The organism is Paenarthrobacter sp. CAP02 (assembly GCF_040137855.1).
GTDB lineage: Bacteria > Actinomycetota > Actinomycetes > Actinomycetales > Micrococcaceae > Arthrobacter.
Map to the genome: position 1 here is coordinate 295030 of NZ_JBEEII010000001.1, position 14019 is coordinate 309048.

The 14019-nt window shown below is 64.8% G+C and carries 16 protein-coding genes; 2 read left to right on the top strand and 14 right to left on the bottom strand.

Annotation, left to right across the window (positions count from 1 at the left end):
* Positions 1-5 precede the first annotated feature (5 nt).
* The 4 genes from ABHM97_RS01510 to ABHM97_RS01525 are packed head-to-tail and all read right to left on the bottom strand — an operon-like array spanning position 6 to position 3964.
* On the bottom strand, positions 6-1694 hold the full coding sequence (locus tag ABHM97_RS01510; protein ID WP_349469325.1) for an AMP-binding protein: 1689 nt from the start codon (positions 1692-1694) through the stop codon (positions 6-8).
* Positions 1695-1750: 56 nt separating this feature from the next.
* The gene (locus ABHM97_RS01515) at positions 1751-2623 is read right to left on the bottom strand and encodes an acyl-CoA thioesterase (protein WP_349469326.1); all 873 of its coding nucleotides are present in this window, start codon (positions 2621-2623) and stop codon (positions 1751-1753) included.
* A 3-nt stretch (positions 2624-2626) separates the two neighbouring features.
* On the bottom strand, positions 2627-3109 hold the full coding sequence (locus ABHM97_RS01520; RefSeq protein ID WP_235518381.1) for a cupin domain-containing protein: 483 nt from the start codon (positions 3107-3109) through the stop codon (positions 2627-2629).
* A gap of 18 nt (positions 3110-3127) precedes the next feature.
* Complete coding sequence (locus ABHM97_RS01525) at positions 3128-3964, bottom strand: fumarylacetoacetate hydrolase family protein (RefSeq protein WP_235518378.1); 837 nt, start codon at positions 3962-3964, stop codon at positions 3128-3130.
* A 136-nt stretch (positions 3965-4100) separates the two neighbouring features.
* On the opposite strand from ABHM97_RS01525, the gene ABHM97_RS01530 reads away from it, so the two are divergent.
* Positions 4101-4499 carry a RidA family protein gene (locus tag ABHM97_RS01530; protein WP_235518376.1) on the top strand — a complete coding sequence of 133 codons (399 nt, stop codon included), beginning with the start codon at positions 4101-4103 and terminating at the stop codon, positions 4497-4499.
* Positions 4500-4532: 33 nt separating this feature from the next.
* Here ABHM97_RS01530 and ABHM97_RS01535 read toward each other — a convergent pair whose 3' ends face one another.
* The gene (locus tag ABHM97_RS01535) at positions 4533-5939 is read right to left on the bottom strand and encodes a DUF2252 domain-containing protein (RefSeq protein ID WP_349469327.1); all 1407 of its coding nucleotides are present in this window, start codon (positions 5937-5939) and stop codon (positions 4533-4535) included.
* A gap of 45 nt (positions 5940-5984) precedes the next feature.
* Between ABHM97_RS01535 and ABHM97_RS01540 the strand changes: the two genes are divergently transcribed.
* Positions 5985-6329, top strand: a complete 345-nt coding sequence (locus ABHM97_RS01540) for an iron chaperone (protein ID WP_257369782.1) — start codon at positions 5985-5987, stop codon at positions 6327-6329.
* 2 nt (positions 6330-6331) lie between these two features.
* On the opposite strand, the gene ABHM97_RS01545 is transcribed toward ABHM97_RS01540, so the two are convergent.
* From ABHM97_RS01545 to pcaH, 9 genes are all read right to left on the bottom strand, one after another.
* On the bottom strand, positions 6332-7135 hold the full coding sequence (locus ABHM97_RS01545) for an IclR family transcriptional regulator domain-containing protein (RefSeq protein ID WP_349469328.1): 804 nt from the start codon (positions 7133-7135) through the stop codon (positions 6332-6334).
* Between the two features lie 107 nt (positions 7136-7242).
* The gene (locus ABHM97_RS01550; protein WP_235518359.1) at positions 7243-7908 is read right to left on the bottom strand and encodes a 3-oxoacid CoA-transferase subunit B; all 666 of its coding nucleotides are present in this window, start codon (positions 7906-7908) and stop codon (positions 7243-7245) included.
* Between the two features lie 2 nt (positions 7909-7910).
* Positions 7911-8594 carry a 3-oxoacid CoA-transferase subunit A gene (locus ABHM97_RS01555; RefSeq protein WP_257369786.1) on the bottom strand — a complete coding sequence of 228 codons (684 nt, stop codon included), beginning with the start codon at positions 8592-8594 and terminating at the stop codon, positions 7911-7913.
* A gap of 5 nt (positions 8595-8599) precedes the next feature.
* Positions 8600-9820 (bottom strand): thiolase family protein, encoded by a 1221-nt coding sequence (locus ABHM97_RS01560; protein ID WP_349469329.1) that lies wholly within the window; start codon positions 9818-9820, stop codon positions 8600-8602.
* Positions 9821-9852: 32 nt separating this feature from the next.
* On the bottom strand, positions 9853-10320 hold the full coding sequence (gene pcaC / locus ABHM97_RS01565) for a 4-carboxymuconolactone decarboxylase (protein ID WP_349469330.1): 468 nt from the start codon (positions 10318-10320) through the stop codon (positions 9853-9855).
* Complete coding sequence (locus tag ABHM97_RS01570) at positions 10317-11120, bottom strand: alpha/beta fold hydrolase (protein ID WP_349469331.1); 804 nt, start codon at positions 11118-11120, stop codon at positions 10317-10319. Before ABHM97_RS01570 ends, pcaC begins: the two co-directional genes overlap by 4 nt.
* Complete coding sequence (locus ABHM97_RS01575) at positions 11113-12528, bottom strand: lyase family protein (RefSeq protein WP_349469332.1); 1416 nt, start codon at positions 12526-12528, stop codon at positions 11113-11115. Before ABHM97_RS01575 ends, ABHM97_RS01570 begins: the two co-directional genes overlap by 8 nt.
* Positions 12525-13124, bottom strand: a complete 600-nt coding sequence (gene pcaG / locus ABHM97_RS01580) for a protocatechuate 3,4-dioxygenase subunit alpha (RefSeq protein WP_284987418.1) — start codon at positions 13122-13124, stop codon at positions 12525-12527. The genes ABHM97_RS01575 and pcaG overlap by 4 nt, the downstream gene beginning before the upstream one ends.
* A 4-nt stretch (positions 13125-13128) precedes the next feature.
* On the bottom strand, positions 13129-13998 hold the full coding sequence (pcaH, locus tag ABHM97_RS01585) for a protocatechuate 3,4-dioxygenase subunit beta (protein ID WP_235518331.1): 870 nt from the start codon (positions 13996-13998) through the stop codon (positions 13129-13131).
* Positions 13999-14019: the final 21 nt, after the last annotated feature.

A 14019-nucleotide genomic window follows, 5' to 3' on the forward strand; every position in this document is an offset into this window, starting at 1 on the left:
CCTTCTCAGGCCTGGCTCTGGCCGGCAGGGGTAAGTTGTACGTTCTTGTCCGCGTTTGCCGCAGGCTTCAGGAAGCCGTCGCGGAGCTTGAAGTGCTGAAGTTTTCCGCTGGGATTGCGCGGGAGTTCGGTGACGAAACGGACATCGCGCGGGTACTTGTACGGGGCGATGGTCTGCTTGACGAAATCCTGGATTTCCTTGCGCTTGGCGGCGTCTCCTTCGACGCCGTCGCGGAGGACCACAAACGCGCAGACGATGCTGCCGCGCTCCTCATCCGGAATCCCGATGACCGCGTTTTCCACCACGTCCGGGTGCTGGTCGATGGCGGTTTCGACTTCCGGAGCTCCGATGTTGTAGCCGGAGGACACAATCATGTTGTCCGAGCGGGCCTGGTAGGTGAAGTACCCGTCGGCGTCCATGGCGAATGTGTCACCTGTGACGTTCCAGCCGTTCACCACATAGTTCGCCTGCCGGGGATCGTCCAGGTAGCGGCATCCCGTGGGACCAATCACTGCCAGCCGTCCGATGCTGCCCGGGCCAACCTCGTTGCCGTCGTTGTCCAGGATGGTCGCCCGGAACCCCGGTACTGCACGGCCCGTGGTCCCGGGGCGGATGTCGTCACCGGCAGCGGAAATGAAAACGTGCAGCATTTCAGTTGCACCAATTCCATTGACCAAACGCAACCCGGTGGCCTGGTGTACGGCTTCCCAGGTTTCCTTGGACAGGTGCTCACCGGCCGAAACGGCAATGCGCAGGCTGCGCAGGAGGTCCCCGCGCTTCTCCTTGAGGATGGCCCGATAGGCGGTGGGGGCGGTGAACAGGATGGTGGCACCGGCCTTTGAGGCATGCTCAGCCAATTCCACTGGCCCTGCCTTCTCGGTCAGGAGCGACGATGCACCAAACCGAAGCGGGAACACCACCAGTCCGCCCAGCCCAAAGGTGAAGGCTAACGGCGGCGAACCCGCGAACACGTCCTCGGCAGTGGGCTGCAGGATGTAGCGGGCGAAGGTGTCCGCATTGGCCAGGATGTCCCGGTGGAAGTGCATGGTCACCTTCGGCACACCCGTGGTGCCCGACGTCGGACCCAACAGGGCAACGTCGTCGGCAGCAGTGTCCACAGCCGTGAACTTCCCACTCTTATGCCCGCAACGGGAGGCGAGGTCGCCGTCGTCGTCGAATCCGTTGCCTGCTCCGTAGGTCAGGACGGTGACGTCATCCCCGGCGGCGATCGCGAGCTCGTCCACGAACCGGTAGTCGGAAATAGCCACCACCGGCTTGGTGAGCTGGATCAGCGTGGAGACCTCGGTGGAGCGCAGCATGGGCATAGTGGTGACCACTACCGCGCCGGCTTTCAGGACACCCAGCCAGGCCGCCACGATCCAGGGGTTGTTGGGGCCACGCAGCAGCACACGGTTGCCGGGAAGGACACCAAGGTCTTCCGTGAGGACCTGCGCGACCTGGTTGGAGCGGGTCTGGAGCTGACCATAGGTCCAGACTGTTCCTTCCGGGGTCCACAGGGCGGGACGGTCCGGGCCGTACTGTTCGACAGCGTCGTCGATCAGCACGGCCGCAGCGTTGAGCCGCTCGGGGTATTGAAGTTCGGGGAGGGTGAATTCAAGCGCCGGCCAGGTGTCGGCGGGCGGCAGGTGGTCGCGGGTGAACGTGTCCACGTGGGCCGATGGCGTCATGCTCATGGCCGTTCCTTTCAGTGGTGCGTCGTTGAAGCGATGGTTGGGGAGTGGGAAGTTGGTTAGGCGCCGGCCCGGATCATGCCTTCTTGGGCAACCGTGGCAAGGAGCCTTCCTTCCCGGTCGAAGAAGCGGCCCATGGCGAGGCCCCTGTTGCTCTGGCCGGAGATGGCGTCCTGGGCGTAGAGAACCCAGTCGTCGGCGCGGCCGTCCCGATGGAACCACATGGAGTGGTCCAGGGACGCCGTAGCGAGTCCGGGGCTGGACCAGTTGAGCCCGTTGACCCGGAGCAGGGGCTCCAGGATGGTGTAATCGCACACGTAGGCAAGAGCCGTGCGGTGCAGGTCGGCGTCGTCAGGCAGGGCATCGAAGGCTTTCACCCAAATGGCCTGCTGCGGTACGGAGCCGCCTTCCAGATCGATATATACCGGGCCGGGAATATGCCTCATATCGAAGCTGCGGCCCGTGGACCAGTACTTAGCTGCCTTGCCGTCCACGCCGTCCAGCGCCTCCGCTGCTGTCCGCAGCGATTCAGGCTCGACGGCGGCTGGAGCCTGGGGCTGGAAGTCCGGACCGTCCTCGGGAACCTGGAAGGAACCCATGGCGGCGTAGACGGGTTTGCCGTTCTGGAAGCCGCGGACTGTCCTGGTGGAGTACCCGCGCCCATCGCGCAAGCGCTCCACCTCGTACCGGACGCTGGAGCCGATATCCACCGGGCGCATGAAGTAGCTGTGCATCGAGTGGAGTTGCCTGTCAGCATCCACCGAGCGCATCATCGCAGCCGCAGCCTGCGCCGCCATGTCTCCACCATAGGCTTTTGGCCACGGCACGTACTGGGTGGTTGCTTCATACGCTTCGTCGAAGACCTCTGCGGCCACGGGCGTGAGCTCCACGGCCTTAAGGAAGGTTTCCGACGTCAGGGTTCCAGTGATCATTGCTTATGCCCGGCGGTAGTCAGCGAGGGTCTCGTCCGGGACGTCCTCGAGGTTGACCACGAGGTTTTCCGGCGTGCGAGCCGTCAACCAGACGAGTTCTTCGGTGATGGACATGTTGGCTTCGACGTGGGGCATGAACGGCGGCACGAACACCCAGTCGCCGGCCTTCATGTCGATGAACTCGGAGTAGTTCTCGCCGAAGTAGATGCGGCCGTGGCCCCGGAGGACGTAGCCGCCGGTCTCGGCCTCGCCGTGGTGGTGCGGGAGGGAGCGGTATCCGGGGGTGTTGGATACCTGGCCGAACCAGATCTTGGTTGCCGGGGTGTGCTGGATGCTGACGCCGGAAACCCGGATGCAGTCGCCTGACTGTGCGGTGTTGGTGTCCTCGGCACCGGCGCGGGTAACGACCGGTACTACCTTGCCGTCAGGCTGGGCGTAGATGGAGTTGTCGCCTTCGAGGCGGTATTCGGTGGTGGTCTGGCTCATGGGATTTCTCCTTTGTTGTTAGACGGTTGCTTCAGCGTGTGCGTGGATCCGGAACTGGTTCTCCAACCGGCCGATTCCATCGATTTCGGTCATCAGGGTGTCGCCGTCCGCCAGGAAGCGCGGCGGGGTCATCCCCATACCCACTCCCCCGGGCGTTCCCGTGAGCACCAGGTCGCCGGGACGCAGGATGGTGAACTGTGAAATGTAGGAGAGCAACTGCGCGGGGCCAAAGACCAGCGTTCTGGTGTTCCCGTCCTGCACCAGTTCCCCGTTGACGTAGCCGCGGACCTGGAAATGCTCTCCGGCTTCGTCCGTGGTGACCATGACCGGACCGACGGGAGTCGTACGGTCCCACGCCTTGCCCTGGAACCACTGCAGCGTCCGGTTCTGCCAGTCGCGCATGGAGACGTCGTTCGCCACCGTATATCCGGCGATGCCCTGCCGGGCTTGGTCCTCATCGGCGTGGAACAGTTCAGAGCCAACGACGACGGCGAGCTCGGCTTCCCAGTCGACGCGGCCGCTGCCTTGGACTTCTACAGCGTCGGTAGCACCCACCAGGGTGTCCGCGTACTTGGCGAACAGGGTGGGGAACTCGGGGAGTTCACGGCCCATCTCCTGGATGTGGTCCCCGTAGTTGAGGCCGCAGCAGATGACTTTGCCGGCGTTGGGCAGCAGCGGTGCGAAGTCAGGGTTGCTGATGGCCTCTCCGTCCGCAGCTTCCACCACGGCCCGCCAGTTGGCCTGGCCCAGGAGTGCGCCCACGTCGCTGGCCGGAAGCGCCAGGTAAGAGTCGGCGCCCGTGGCGAGTGCCGCCGTCGTACCTCCGTTTGCCGTGCGCAAGGTGGCAAGTTTCATTACTGGTTCCCTTCGAGAATTTTCGATGTGTCGACTTTTTTACGATCGTCACATATGCTCAACGTAGCACGGCAGAAATGATCTGCACAGAGGCTTTCCAAAAGTTTTTGCAGTTGCCATAACGAGGAGGAACAGCATGAGCCACCAGACGATCAACCCGGAGTCCCTGCCCAAGCCATCGGGCTTTGCGCACGGCATTCTGGCCGGCAACACCGTCTTCCTGGGTGGGCAAACCGCCCTGGACAAGAACATGAACATCGTTCCCGGCGGCATCGTGGAACAGTTCACGCAGGCATTCACCAACGTGCTGACTACCCTGCGCGAGGCCGGCGGAGAACCCGAGGACCTGGTCAACGTGACCATCTACCTCACGGACGTGGATGATTACATGGCGAACGGCCGCGAAATCGGGCGCATCTGGCGTGAGATGGCGGGATCCCAGTACCCGGCCATGGCCGGCATCGGCGTCACGCGGCTGTGGCAGAAAGAGGCCTTGATCGAAATTCAGGGCATCGCGGTGATCCCGGAGCGCTAAGCCCGGTAGGCCAAGTCTGTGGGACGCGCGGGTTCAGATGCCATTTTCGGCATCGAGGCGGCCCGCGCGGACTGCGCGCGCCAACTCTGCATGGTCCTTCTCGGTCTGGTCAGCGTAGTGTCTCGCCCATCCCGCCATTGCTTTTTCGAACAGCTCTGAGCGGCCGAGGTAGCCCGCGATGAATGCGGTGCCGGGAGTCTGGGAGTGGGCGCGGGCGAGCACTCCCCCGCACAGCTGGGAATAGTCGGCCAGCGCCCCGGGGCCCAACTGATCCACGGCGAAGGACCCCTTCATGTCGCGGAATTGACGGACGAAGTAGTCCCGAGGCTGACCATCGGCCTCCACCGCGTTGCCCACCCATCCGAGGAACGGATCGGATTGTGCCTGCATGATCCTCTGGCCGGCCACGGTTCGGTAGCCTTGGCCGAAGCTGGTCAGCAACCGGACAACATCTGAGGTTGGTCGGGAGCCTCCGTGACTCTCCAGCACGGAGCGCTGCACCTCTTTTGCTTGCAGGAACAAGGGCTCCTCCGATGGGCCCAGCATCAGGATCACCCAGCAACGGGTTCCGACGCTACCCACTCCGACCACCCGCAACGCTACGTCCACCAGCCGGTATTGGCTTACCAGCACTGCAGTATCGGCGCGCAACGAATCCCGATACTGGTCAAAGAGTGCGCTCACTCGATCCAGCGTCGTAGTTTCAGGGTGGTAGACCAACGGCCACTGGTCGACGATCCTCCGCTCCCCCTGGACTGTCTCCGTAGTCATCTTGGCCAGAACCTGTTCGGAGGTCCGCCTCTTGGCCTTCTCGACGTCCTTCTCCAGGATGTTTTTCCTAAAAAGCCTCCCGGACGACATGGTTGCCATGAGCACGTCCATATCGACGTGGAAGTAGTACCTCTCTGCTGCCGTACCCTCGAACAACCTCCGCATCGCCACCCGGTACCCCCTCGCCGAAGCTTCAGCAGCCGTTTGGCATTGTTCCTCAGAGTGGCCGCTGTTGCGTCCGCTCAGCCAGATACTCGCGGTGAGCCTCTTGACGTCCCATTCCCATGGCGCCGGGAAGACCTCGTCGAAGTCGTTGAGGTCGAACACCAAGCGCCGCTCAGGAGACGCGTACAAACCGAAGTTGGCCAAATGGGCGTCGCCGCAAGCCACCACCTGATGCCCGGAAGTCGCCTCCGTGGACAGGTCACCGGCCATCACGGCAGCGGCTCCCCTGAAGAAGGCGAAGGGTGTCTGCAGCATTCGCCCAACCCGCACGGGAACAAGGTGCGGCAATCGGGAGGCGTGCTGCTCCTCAAGAATCGATACCGGGCTGCGGTCCGGCGTCGAGAACTTTCCCTGGGCACTCCGCGGCAAGGCCTCCCGGGCGGCTTTACCCCTGGCGCGGTCTTGGTCGACTGGACTCCACGTACCACTGACGAGTGGGCTCATGCCCCAAGTGTGGCATCCAGGTCTTCTTGGGTGAACCATGTCCCTATGGGAACCGTCACTGAATACCTGGAGAGTGTTAACGCCGACAACCGCGCCATCCTGGAACGGATCGTTGGGATCGCCCGCGAGTTGGCCCCCGACGCCGAAGAAGGAGTCAGCTACGGCATGCCCGCGCTGCTGGTGGACGGCAAAGGCTTTGTGAGTGTCATGGAAACCAGGAAGCACCTGGCCCTGTACCCGTTCAGCGGGCAGATCCTGCCGGAGATGTCAGAGGAGCTGGGTGGATACTCCTGGTCGCCGGGGACGCTGCGGTTTTCCGCGGACAATCCTGTGCCCGACTCGATGATCCGGCGGATCCTGGAAACGCGGCTGGCGGCGATCCGGAAGTAGCCTCAGTGCTTCGCGGAAACGTCCTGCGAGATGGCGTTGGCCGCGGCCACCACTTCCTGCCGCACGGATTCGAGGTACTTCTCAGGGTCTGGCTGCGCTGCTACCGCCTGGGCTTGCAATGACACGTTGATGGCCGCGACGTTGTCCCCGTTGTTGTGGTTAAACACGGGCGCCGCGATGGACATCAGCCCGAGTTCGAGCTCCTGGTCGAGCAGGCACCAGCCTTGCGCACGGACACGCTCGACGGCGGCCCTCAAGTCGGGCACGCTGGCGACGGTTCGCGGCGTGAGCGGGGTGAGTTCCGCCGTCGAAAGGTAGGCCTCAAGCTTGGCTGGCGGCAATCCGGCGAGCAGGACGCGACCCATGGAGGTGGCGTAGGCGGGGAAGCGGGTGCCCACAGTAATCCCGACGTTCATGATCCGCCGGGTAGCAACGCGGGCCACGTAGAAGATATCCGGACCGTCCAGAACCGCGGCCGAGGTGGACTCCCCCAGCTTCAGGCTCAGTTCCTCAAGGTGCGGCTGGACGAGTTGCGGCAGCGACAGGGCCGACAGGTACGAGTAGCCCAGCTGGAGCACCTTGGCCGTGAGCGCGAAGGTCTTGCCGTCGGTGCGGACGTAGCCCAGTTCAACCAGGGTGTGCAGGAACCTGCGGGCCGTGGCGCGGGTCAGGTCCGTCCGGGCAGCGACTTCGCTCAGTGTCATCACCGGGTTGTTCGCGTCAAAGGCCCGGATCACGGCGAGCCCGCGGGCCAGTGACTGGACATACTGGTCGCTGGCCTGCGGGGTTACTGCGGAATCGGTCATGGTTACCAATCCTAGGGTGCGTTGCGGGGCCTGCTCTGCGGGGTTCACGCGCGAAATACCCTGCAGAGCGGGCCCCACAACGGGAGCGGTGCGACTTGCGGGGCCTACTATGCAGCCTTCAGCGGCAGGGGAACCAGTTCCTGGATTTCCTCGAACGTGCAGCCGAAGGTTTCACGGACGGTGACGCCCTCGGGGCCAGTGAGGAACACTGCCTTGTCGGTGTACACGCGCGTGACACAGCCGACGCCGGTCAGGGGGTAGGTGCACTGTTCTACGAGCTTGGATACGCCTTCGCGGGTCAGCAAGGTCATCATCACGAATACGTCCTTGGCGCCGGTGGCCAGGTCCATGGCACCTCCGACGGCGGGGATCGCGTCCGGCGCGCCGGTGTGCCAGTTCGCCAGATCCCCCGTGGCCGAGACCTGGAAAGCGCCGAGGACACAGATGTCCAGGTGCCCTCCACGCATGATCGCGAACGAGTCGGCGTGGTGGAAGTAAGAGGCGCCAGGGAGTTCGGTGACGGGGATCTTTCCGGCGTTGATCAGGTCACCGTCGATCTCGTCCCCCTCAGCAGCCGGGCCCATGCCGAGCATCCCGTTCTCCGTGTGGAGGGTGATGTTCTGTTCCTCGGTGAGGTAGTTCGACACCAGGGTCGGCTGGCCGATGCCAAGGTTCACGAAGGAACCCGGGGCGATGTCACGGGCAACCAGCTGGGCGAGTTCATCGCGTCCCAAGGGCTTCTCGGACGTCTGGATGCTTGTCTGCGTGCCCACGATCAGGCCACCTTTCCTTCAGAAACGGCACCAACGCGAACAACCGAATTCACGTAAATCCCCGGGGTCACTACGTTCTCCGGATCCAAGGAACCCGTGGGCACGATCTCCGAAACCTGAACAATCGTGTGCTTTGCGGCGGCGGCCATGATGGGCCCGAAGTTACGGGCGGTCTTGCGGTACACGAGGTTGCCCTTGCCGTCTGCCTTGAGCGCCTTGATCAGTGCGACGTCTGCGTGGATCGGGGTCTCGAAGACCTGCCACTTGCCGTCCAGGAACCGGGTCTCCTTGCCCTCAGCCAAGGTGGTGCCGTACCCGGTGGGCGTGAAAAACCCGCCAATTCCGGCCCCGGCCGCACGGATGCGTTCGGCCAGGTTTCCCTGCGGGACGAGCTCCAGCTCAATCTCCCCGGCGTGGTATTTCGCGTCGAAGTGCCAGGAATCGGACTGCCGCGGGAACGAGCAAATCATTTTCCGGACCCGCCCTTCCTTGATCAGCAGCGCCAGGCCTTGGTCACCCTGGCCGGCGTTGTTGTTCACCACGGTCAGGTCCTTCGCGCCACAATCCATGAGCGCATCGATCAGCTCGAACGGCTGCCCGGCATTGCCGAACCCGCCGATCATCACCGTGGAACCGTCCTTGATCCCGGCCACAGCCTCGCCAACAGTGTCAATGAAATTCAACATCGCCCTTAGACTCCTTCCGAAACACCAGAGGTTACGTTTTCCAGCACCACGGCCAGGCCTTGACCCACACCGATGCAGATCGCCGCCACACCCCAGCGCTGCCCGGAGGCCTGCAGGGACCGCGCGAGCGTGCCCAGGATGCGGGTACCGGAAGCACCGAGCGGGTGGCCCATGGCGATCGCACCACCATGCCGGTTCACGATTGAGGGGTCGATCCCCCACGCATCAACGCACGCCAGCGACTGCGCGGCAAACGCTTCATTAAGTTCGACGGCGCCAACCTGGTCCCAGCCGATGCCCGCCTTCGCGAGCGCCTTGTTGGCTGCCTCCACCGGGGCGTACCCGAAGAACTGGGGATCGTTGCCATGCGCAGCGCGGCCTGCGATGCGGGCCAACGGTTCCAGGCCGAGGATCGAGGAGGCAGCCTCGGAACCGATCCACGCCGCAGAAGCACCGTCGGACAAAGGTGAGGCGTTCCCGGCGGTGACCGTGCCGCCGTCGGGCCCGTCAGACTCAGGCCGGAATACTGTCTTCAAGCCGGCCAGCTTCTCCGCGGAGGAACCTGCGCGGATGCCTTCGTCGCGTACAAGATCCGTGCCCGGAACGGCAGACACAAGGTTGTCGTAGAACCCTTCGTTCCACGCAGCATCGGCCAGGTTGTGCGAGTCAGCCGCAAAAGCATCCTGGCGTTCCCGGGTGATCCCGTACTTCTCCCTGAGCCGCTCGGTGGCCTCGCCCAGGGAAATGGTCCAGTCCTTGTTCATGGCCGAGTTCACCAGCCGCCATCCCAGCGTGGTGGACGCCAGGGTCATGTCGCCGGCGGGGTAGGGCTTGGACGTCTTGGGCAGCACCCACGGCGCGCGGGACATGGATTCGGCGCCGCCCACCAGCATCAGCTCGGCGTCGCCGGCGTTGATCTGCCGGGACGCGATGATTGCAGCGTCCAACGACGAACCACACAGGCGGTTGACGGTGGTCCCGGGAATCGAGACCGGCAGGCCAGCGAGCAGCGTGGCCATGCGGGCCACGTTGCGGTTCTCCTCGCCGGCACCGTTGGCGTTGCCGAACACCACCTCGTCGATCCGCTCAACATCCAGCCCGGGCGCCCGCTTCACGGACTCGCGGACCACGTGGGCGGCAAGGTCGTCGGGACGGACAGCGGCAAGGCCGGAACCGAACTTACCGAAGGGCGTGCGCACGGCGTCGTACACAAATGCCTGGTTCATGGGTTTCTCTTTCTGCTTGCCCAACTAAAGGGTTAGTTGGGGGTGGGGCTGTCGGCAGAGGACGCGTCGATCTCGGCGAACACCTTTTGGGCCGTCTTGAACGCTGAATTGGCCGACGGCACACTGCAATAAATCGCCGTCTGCAGCAGGATTTCCTTGATCTCGTCCCTGCTGAGTCCGTTGTTGAGGGCCGCCCGGACATGCATGGCGAGCTCCTCCCAGTGACCGTGCGCCACCAAGGCCGTGAGGGTGACCGCGGAGCGCATCTGCCGGCTCAGGCCGGGCCGCGTCCAGATGCCACCCCACGCGATCCTGGTGATCATGTCCTGGTAGTCCTCGGTGAAGGAGTCCTTGTTGGCGTTCGCCCGGTCCACGTGCGTATCGCCCAGCACTTCGCGCCGGACAACCATGCCGGCGTCGTAAATGTCCTGGGCGGTGGCATCCGGTTGGACGGCACCGTTCCGGGCCGCACCGACGCCCTCGGGGTTTACAGAATTCACAGTCCGTTCTCCTTCATGAAGGTCCGCATCAGCCCGGCCACCACGGCCGGTGCCTCTGCCGGCGCCAGGTGCCCCACGCCGTCGAGCGCTTCCGTCACGGCGAAGCCGCCACCCGCCCGGATCCCGGCAACGGTCTCTTCCGCCATGGACGGCGGCGCCACAGTATCCTCGACGCCGGCGATCGCCTGCGTGGGGACCGTGATGCTCCCGAGCTGCTCGCGGACATCGAAAGCAGCCAGGGCTTCGCAGCAGAATGAGTAGCTGAAGCGGTCGGCATCGCGGAGGGCGTGCAGGAGCCGGCTGCTGATCTCCGGCTGGCGGTCCATGAATCCAGGGCCGAACCAACGCTCAGCAGAACCCTGGATCATCACCGGCGTGCCAAGTTTGCGGACAGTTTCCGCGCGTTCCAGCCAACCCTCGGGCGTGCCGAGCTTGGGTCCGGAGCACTGAACGGACAGGCTGCGGAGCCGGTGGCCGTGCTTGATGGCGAGCTGCAGCCCAGTGGCGCCGCCCAGGGAGACCCCTGCGTAATGGAACCTCGCGCCCGGGGCCACCGAATCGACAAGATCGACGACGGCGTCCGCGAGTTCCGCGACATCAAACCCTTCGGTGGTGGTCGGCGAGATGCCGTGGCCGGGGAGATCCCAGCCGATGACGTCGTACTCATCGCCGAGAAGGGCTGCGGTTTCCGTCCAGAGCACGGTGGATGTGCCCAGCGACGGGCCAACAACCAGGAGCGGTTTGGCTCCCAGTTCCCGCTGCGGAGACAGCAGCACTGCCTTGACTGTCGGCTTAGCCACGGGTGGCTCCTTTCGTGGAAGTGTCATGGGAGTAGGCGGCGAGGATCCGGCGGCTGATCTCGCGTGCCTCGCCGAGGTAGCTCGCGGGGTCCAGGAGCGCCTCCAGCTCAGCGTCGGAGAGCTTGTCCGACGGTACGGCCTCACGAAGCAGCTTGCGGTAGGTGTCCGCCTGCTCTGCGGCAGGTACGGTGAGGGTTTCGTCGACGACGGCCTGCAGCTTTTGCTTCCCGTCCTCGCCCAGGAGAGGGGCGACGGCGGCCGCCACACCTTCGCTGAGCAGCAGCGGACCCGAAATCCCCAAGTTCCGGCGCATGGCTTCAGGGAAAACGCGCAGGCCTTCCGTGAGTTCGCGGACGTGGCCGGCCGCACCGGCAGCCAGTGCCAGCAGCTGCCGCAAGGCCGGCCATTCACTGTGCCAGGCGCCGTCCGGGCGTTCGTCGTTGAAGGTGGCCGCTGCGAGGTGCAGCTGCGAGGCAAGGCCGGGAGCCTGCAGCGCCGCACTGCGTACCAGCACTGACAGCACAGGGTTCTGCTTCTGCGGCATGGCCGAGGAAACGCCGCGCCCGGCAGCCAGAGGTTCGCCGAGTTCGGCTACTTCGGGGCGGCTGAGGAACAACAGGTCCGCGGCGATCTTGCCGAAGGAGTCGATCAGGGCGGCGAGCCCGTCTCCCAGCGACGTGACCGACAGACGGTTGGTGTGCCACGGAGCCGGGGCGGACGTCAGGGCGAGCCGGGCAGCCAGCGCATCCGCGAGAGCGAAGGCCGTTGTGCCCGAACCCGCTGTCAGCTTTGCCCCGGAAGCAAGCGTTCCGCCGGCACCGCCGAACTGGACCGGCAACTCCAGCGATTCCAACCGCCGGGAAGCTGCGGCAACCCCTTGGAACCACTGTGCTGCCTTGAGCCCGAACGTGTACGGGAGGGCATGCTGCGTCAGGCTCCTCCCGACGCACAGCGTGTCCGCATGCCGTTCAGCCAAGGTGGCGAGCACCGTCGTCGTTGCTCTGACATCAGCCAGCAACGCAGAGACGGTGCGGCTGGCGAGCACCATGAGGGCGGTGTCCAGGACGTCCTGGCTGGTCAGCGAGGTGTGGACGGCTTTGGCGGCGCCACCACCCGTGATGTCCAGGGCTTTGACGCGGGCACGGAGTTCTCCGAGTAATGGAATGACCGGGTTTCCACCACCCTGCGCGCGTTGGGCGATGAGGGCGAGGTCGAAGTGACTGGCGTCGGCGGCTTCGGCCACCACAGCGGCGGACCCTTGCGGGGCCAGCCCGGCGTCCTCGAGGACAGCCGTCCAAGCCGCTTCGACGTCGAGGATTGCCGCGATCACGGCACGGTCACCCGTCAAGGCCGTGACAGCGGACGACGCCGAAACGGGGCTGAGGAGGCCGAAGTCGCCGTCGGTCATGGGGTTGCCTGATCCCCGGAAGCCAGATCCAGCGAGCCGTCCTGCTGGAAGTCCAGGAACACGGTTTCGTCGCCGCCCTGCAGGCGGATGTCCCAGGTGAGGCCGCCGTCGGGGTCGCGGCGCGCGATCAGGGTCTTGCGGCGTTCGGGATCCAGGGAGCTCAGCAGCGGATCGTTGGCCAGCGCTTCCTCATTTTCCGGCAGGTACACGCGGGTGAAGAGGCGGTTCATGAGGCCGCGGGCAAAGACCGCTACGGAGATGAACGGTGCAGCTCCAGCCTTAAGCGGCCCAGGGTTGACCGTGGTGAACGTGTACACGCCGGAGTTGCCCACGGCCCCGCGGCCCCAGCCGGTGAACGTGTAGCCGTCGCGGACCAGGGAGCCCGTGCGCTGGACAATGTTGCCCTCGGAGTCGGGCTGCCAGATTTCCAGGATGGCGTCCGGGATGGTGTTCCCCGCGCCGTCATAGACAGTTCCTTGGAGCCGGATGCTGCCCGGGCTGCCCGGTGCCAGGAGTTCGTTGTCCTTATTAAAGGGGAGGGCGTAGCCGTAGAACGGGCCTACGGTTTGGCCCGGTGTGGGTGCCAGCTTGCTCATGCGCTTACTCCTCGTCCCCGGCGTCGCCGTATGCTTCGTTTTCCGTCCAGGTCCGCTTGGACCCGGTCAGGATGATGTCCCACTTGTAGCCGAGGGCCCACTCGGGGCTGGTCAGTTCGTGGTCGTACTGGGCCACGAGGCGGTCGCGGGCGTCCTGGTCCACGATCGACTGGTAGATGGGGTCCAATGGGAAGAGCTGGTCACCCGGGAAGTACATCTGGGTAACGATGCGCTGGGTGAACTCCGAGCCGAACATGGAGAAGTGGATGTGGGCCGGGCGCCAGGCGTTCAGGTGGTTCTTCCACGGGTACGCGCCGGGCTTGATGGTGGTGAAGCTGTAGGAACCGTCCGCACCCGTGATGCAGCGCCCGACGCCGGTGAAGTTCGGGTCCAGAGGGGCGGGGTGCTGGTCGCGCTTGTGGATGTAGCGGCCTGAGGCATTGGCCTGCCAGATTTCCACGAGCTGGCCGGCAACCGGGCGTCCGTCGCCATCGAGGACACGGCCTGCAACGATGATGCGCTCACCCTGGGGTTCACCGTTGTGCTGGATGGTCAGGTCCGATTCCAGCGCGTGAACGTCCTGGTGGCCGAACGCCGGCGAGTAGAGCTCGATGGTCTCCGGGTCCGCGTGGTGCAGGCTCTTGGTGGGGTGGCGCAGGATGGAGCTGCGGTACGGCGCGTAGTCCAGCCGGGGCATGGTTTCGGGCCCCTTGCCGTCCTTGACGGCCTGGGCGTAGCGGTTGCCGATGGCCTGGATCTCAGCACTGAGATCTGCCTGGGTTTCCACCTTCTTGGTGTCGTGCGCGGCGTGTGGCTCAGCTGGCGGCACGAGTTCCTCGGTTTCGAGAGCTTGTGCGGTGTGGTCTTGCGGCACAGCCGGCTCCTTTCATTTGTG

Bases quoted from the DNA above. Each gene is read 5' to 3' on its own strand.
- ABHM97_RS01560 (WP_349469329.1), bottom strand. From the start codon at position 9,820: ATGAACCAGGCATTTGTGTACGACGCCGTGCGCACGCCCTTCGGTAAG.
- ABHM97_RS01510 (WP_349469325.1), bottom strand. From the start codon at position 1,694: ATGAGCATGACGCCATCGGCCCACGTGGACACGTTCACCCGCGACCAC.
- ABHM97_RS01515 (WP_349469326.1), bottom strand. From the start codon at position 2,623: ATGATCACTGGAACCCTGACGTCGGAAACCTTCCTTAAGGCCGTGGAG.
- ABHM97_RS01520 (WP_235518381.1), bottom strand. From the start codon at position 3,109: ATGAGCCAGACCACCACCGAATACCGCCTCGAAGGCGACAACTCCATC.
- ABHM97_RS01545 (WP_349469328.1), bottom strand. From the start codon at position 7,135: ATGACCGATTCCGCAGTAACCCCGCAGGCCAGCGACCAGTATGTCCAG.
- pcaG (WP_284987418.1), bottom strand. From the start codon at position 13,124: ATGAGCAAGCTGGCACCCACACCGGGCCAAACCGTAGGCCCGTTCTAC.
- ABHM97_RS01525 (WP_235518378.1), bottom strand. From the start codon at position 3,964: ATGAAACTTGCCACCTTGCGCACGGCAAACGGAGGTACGACGGCGGCA.
- ABHM97_RS01535 (WP_349469327.1), bottom strand. From the start codon at position 5,939: ATGAGCCCACTCGTCAGTGGTACGTGGAGTCCAGTCGACCAAGACCGC.
- ABHM97_RS01530 (WP_235518376.1), top strand. From the start codon at position 4,101: ATGAGCCACCAGACGATCAACCCGGAGTCCCTGCCCAAGCCATCGGGC.
- ABHM97_RS01575 (WP_349469332.1), bottom strand. From the start codon at position 12,528: ATGACCGACGGCGACTTCGGCCTCCTCAGCCCCGTTTCGGCGTCGTCC.
- ABHM97_RS01555 (WP_257369786.1), bottom strand. From the start codon at position 8,594: ATGTTGAATTTCATTGACACTGTTGGCGAGGCTGTGGCCGGGATCAAG.
- ABHM97_RS01540 (WP_257369782.1), top strand. From the start codon at position 5,985: ATGGGAACCGTCACTGAATACCTGGAGAGTGTTAACGCCGACAACCGC.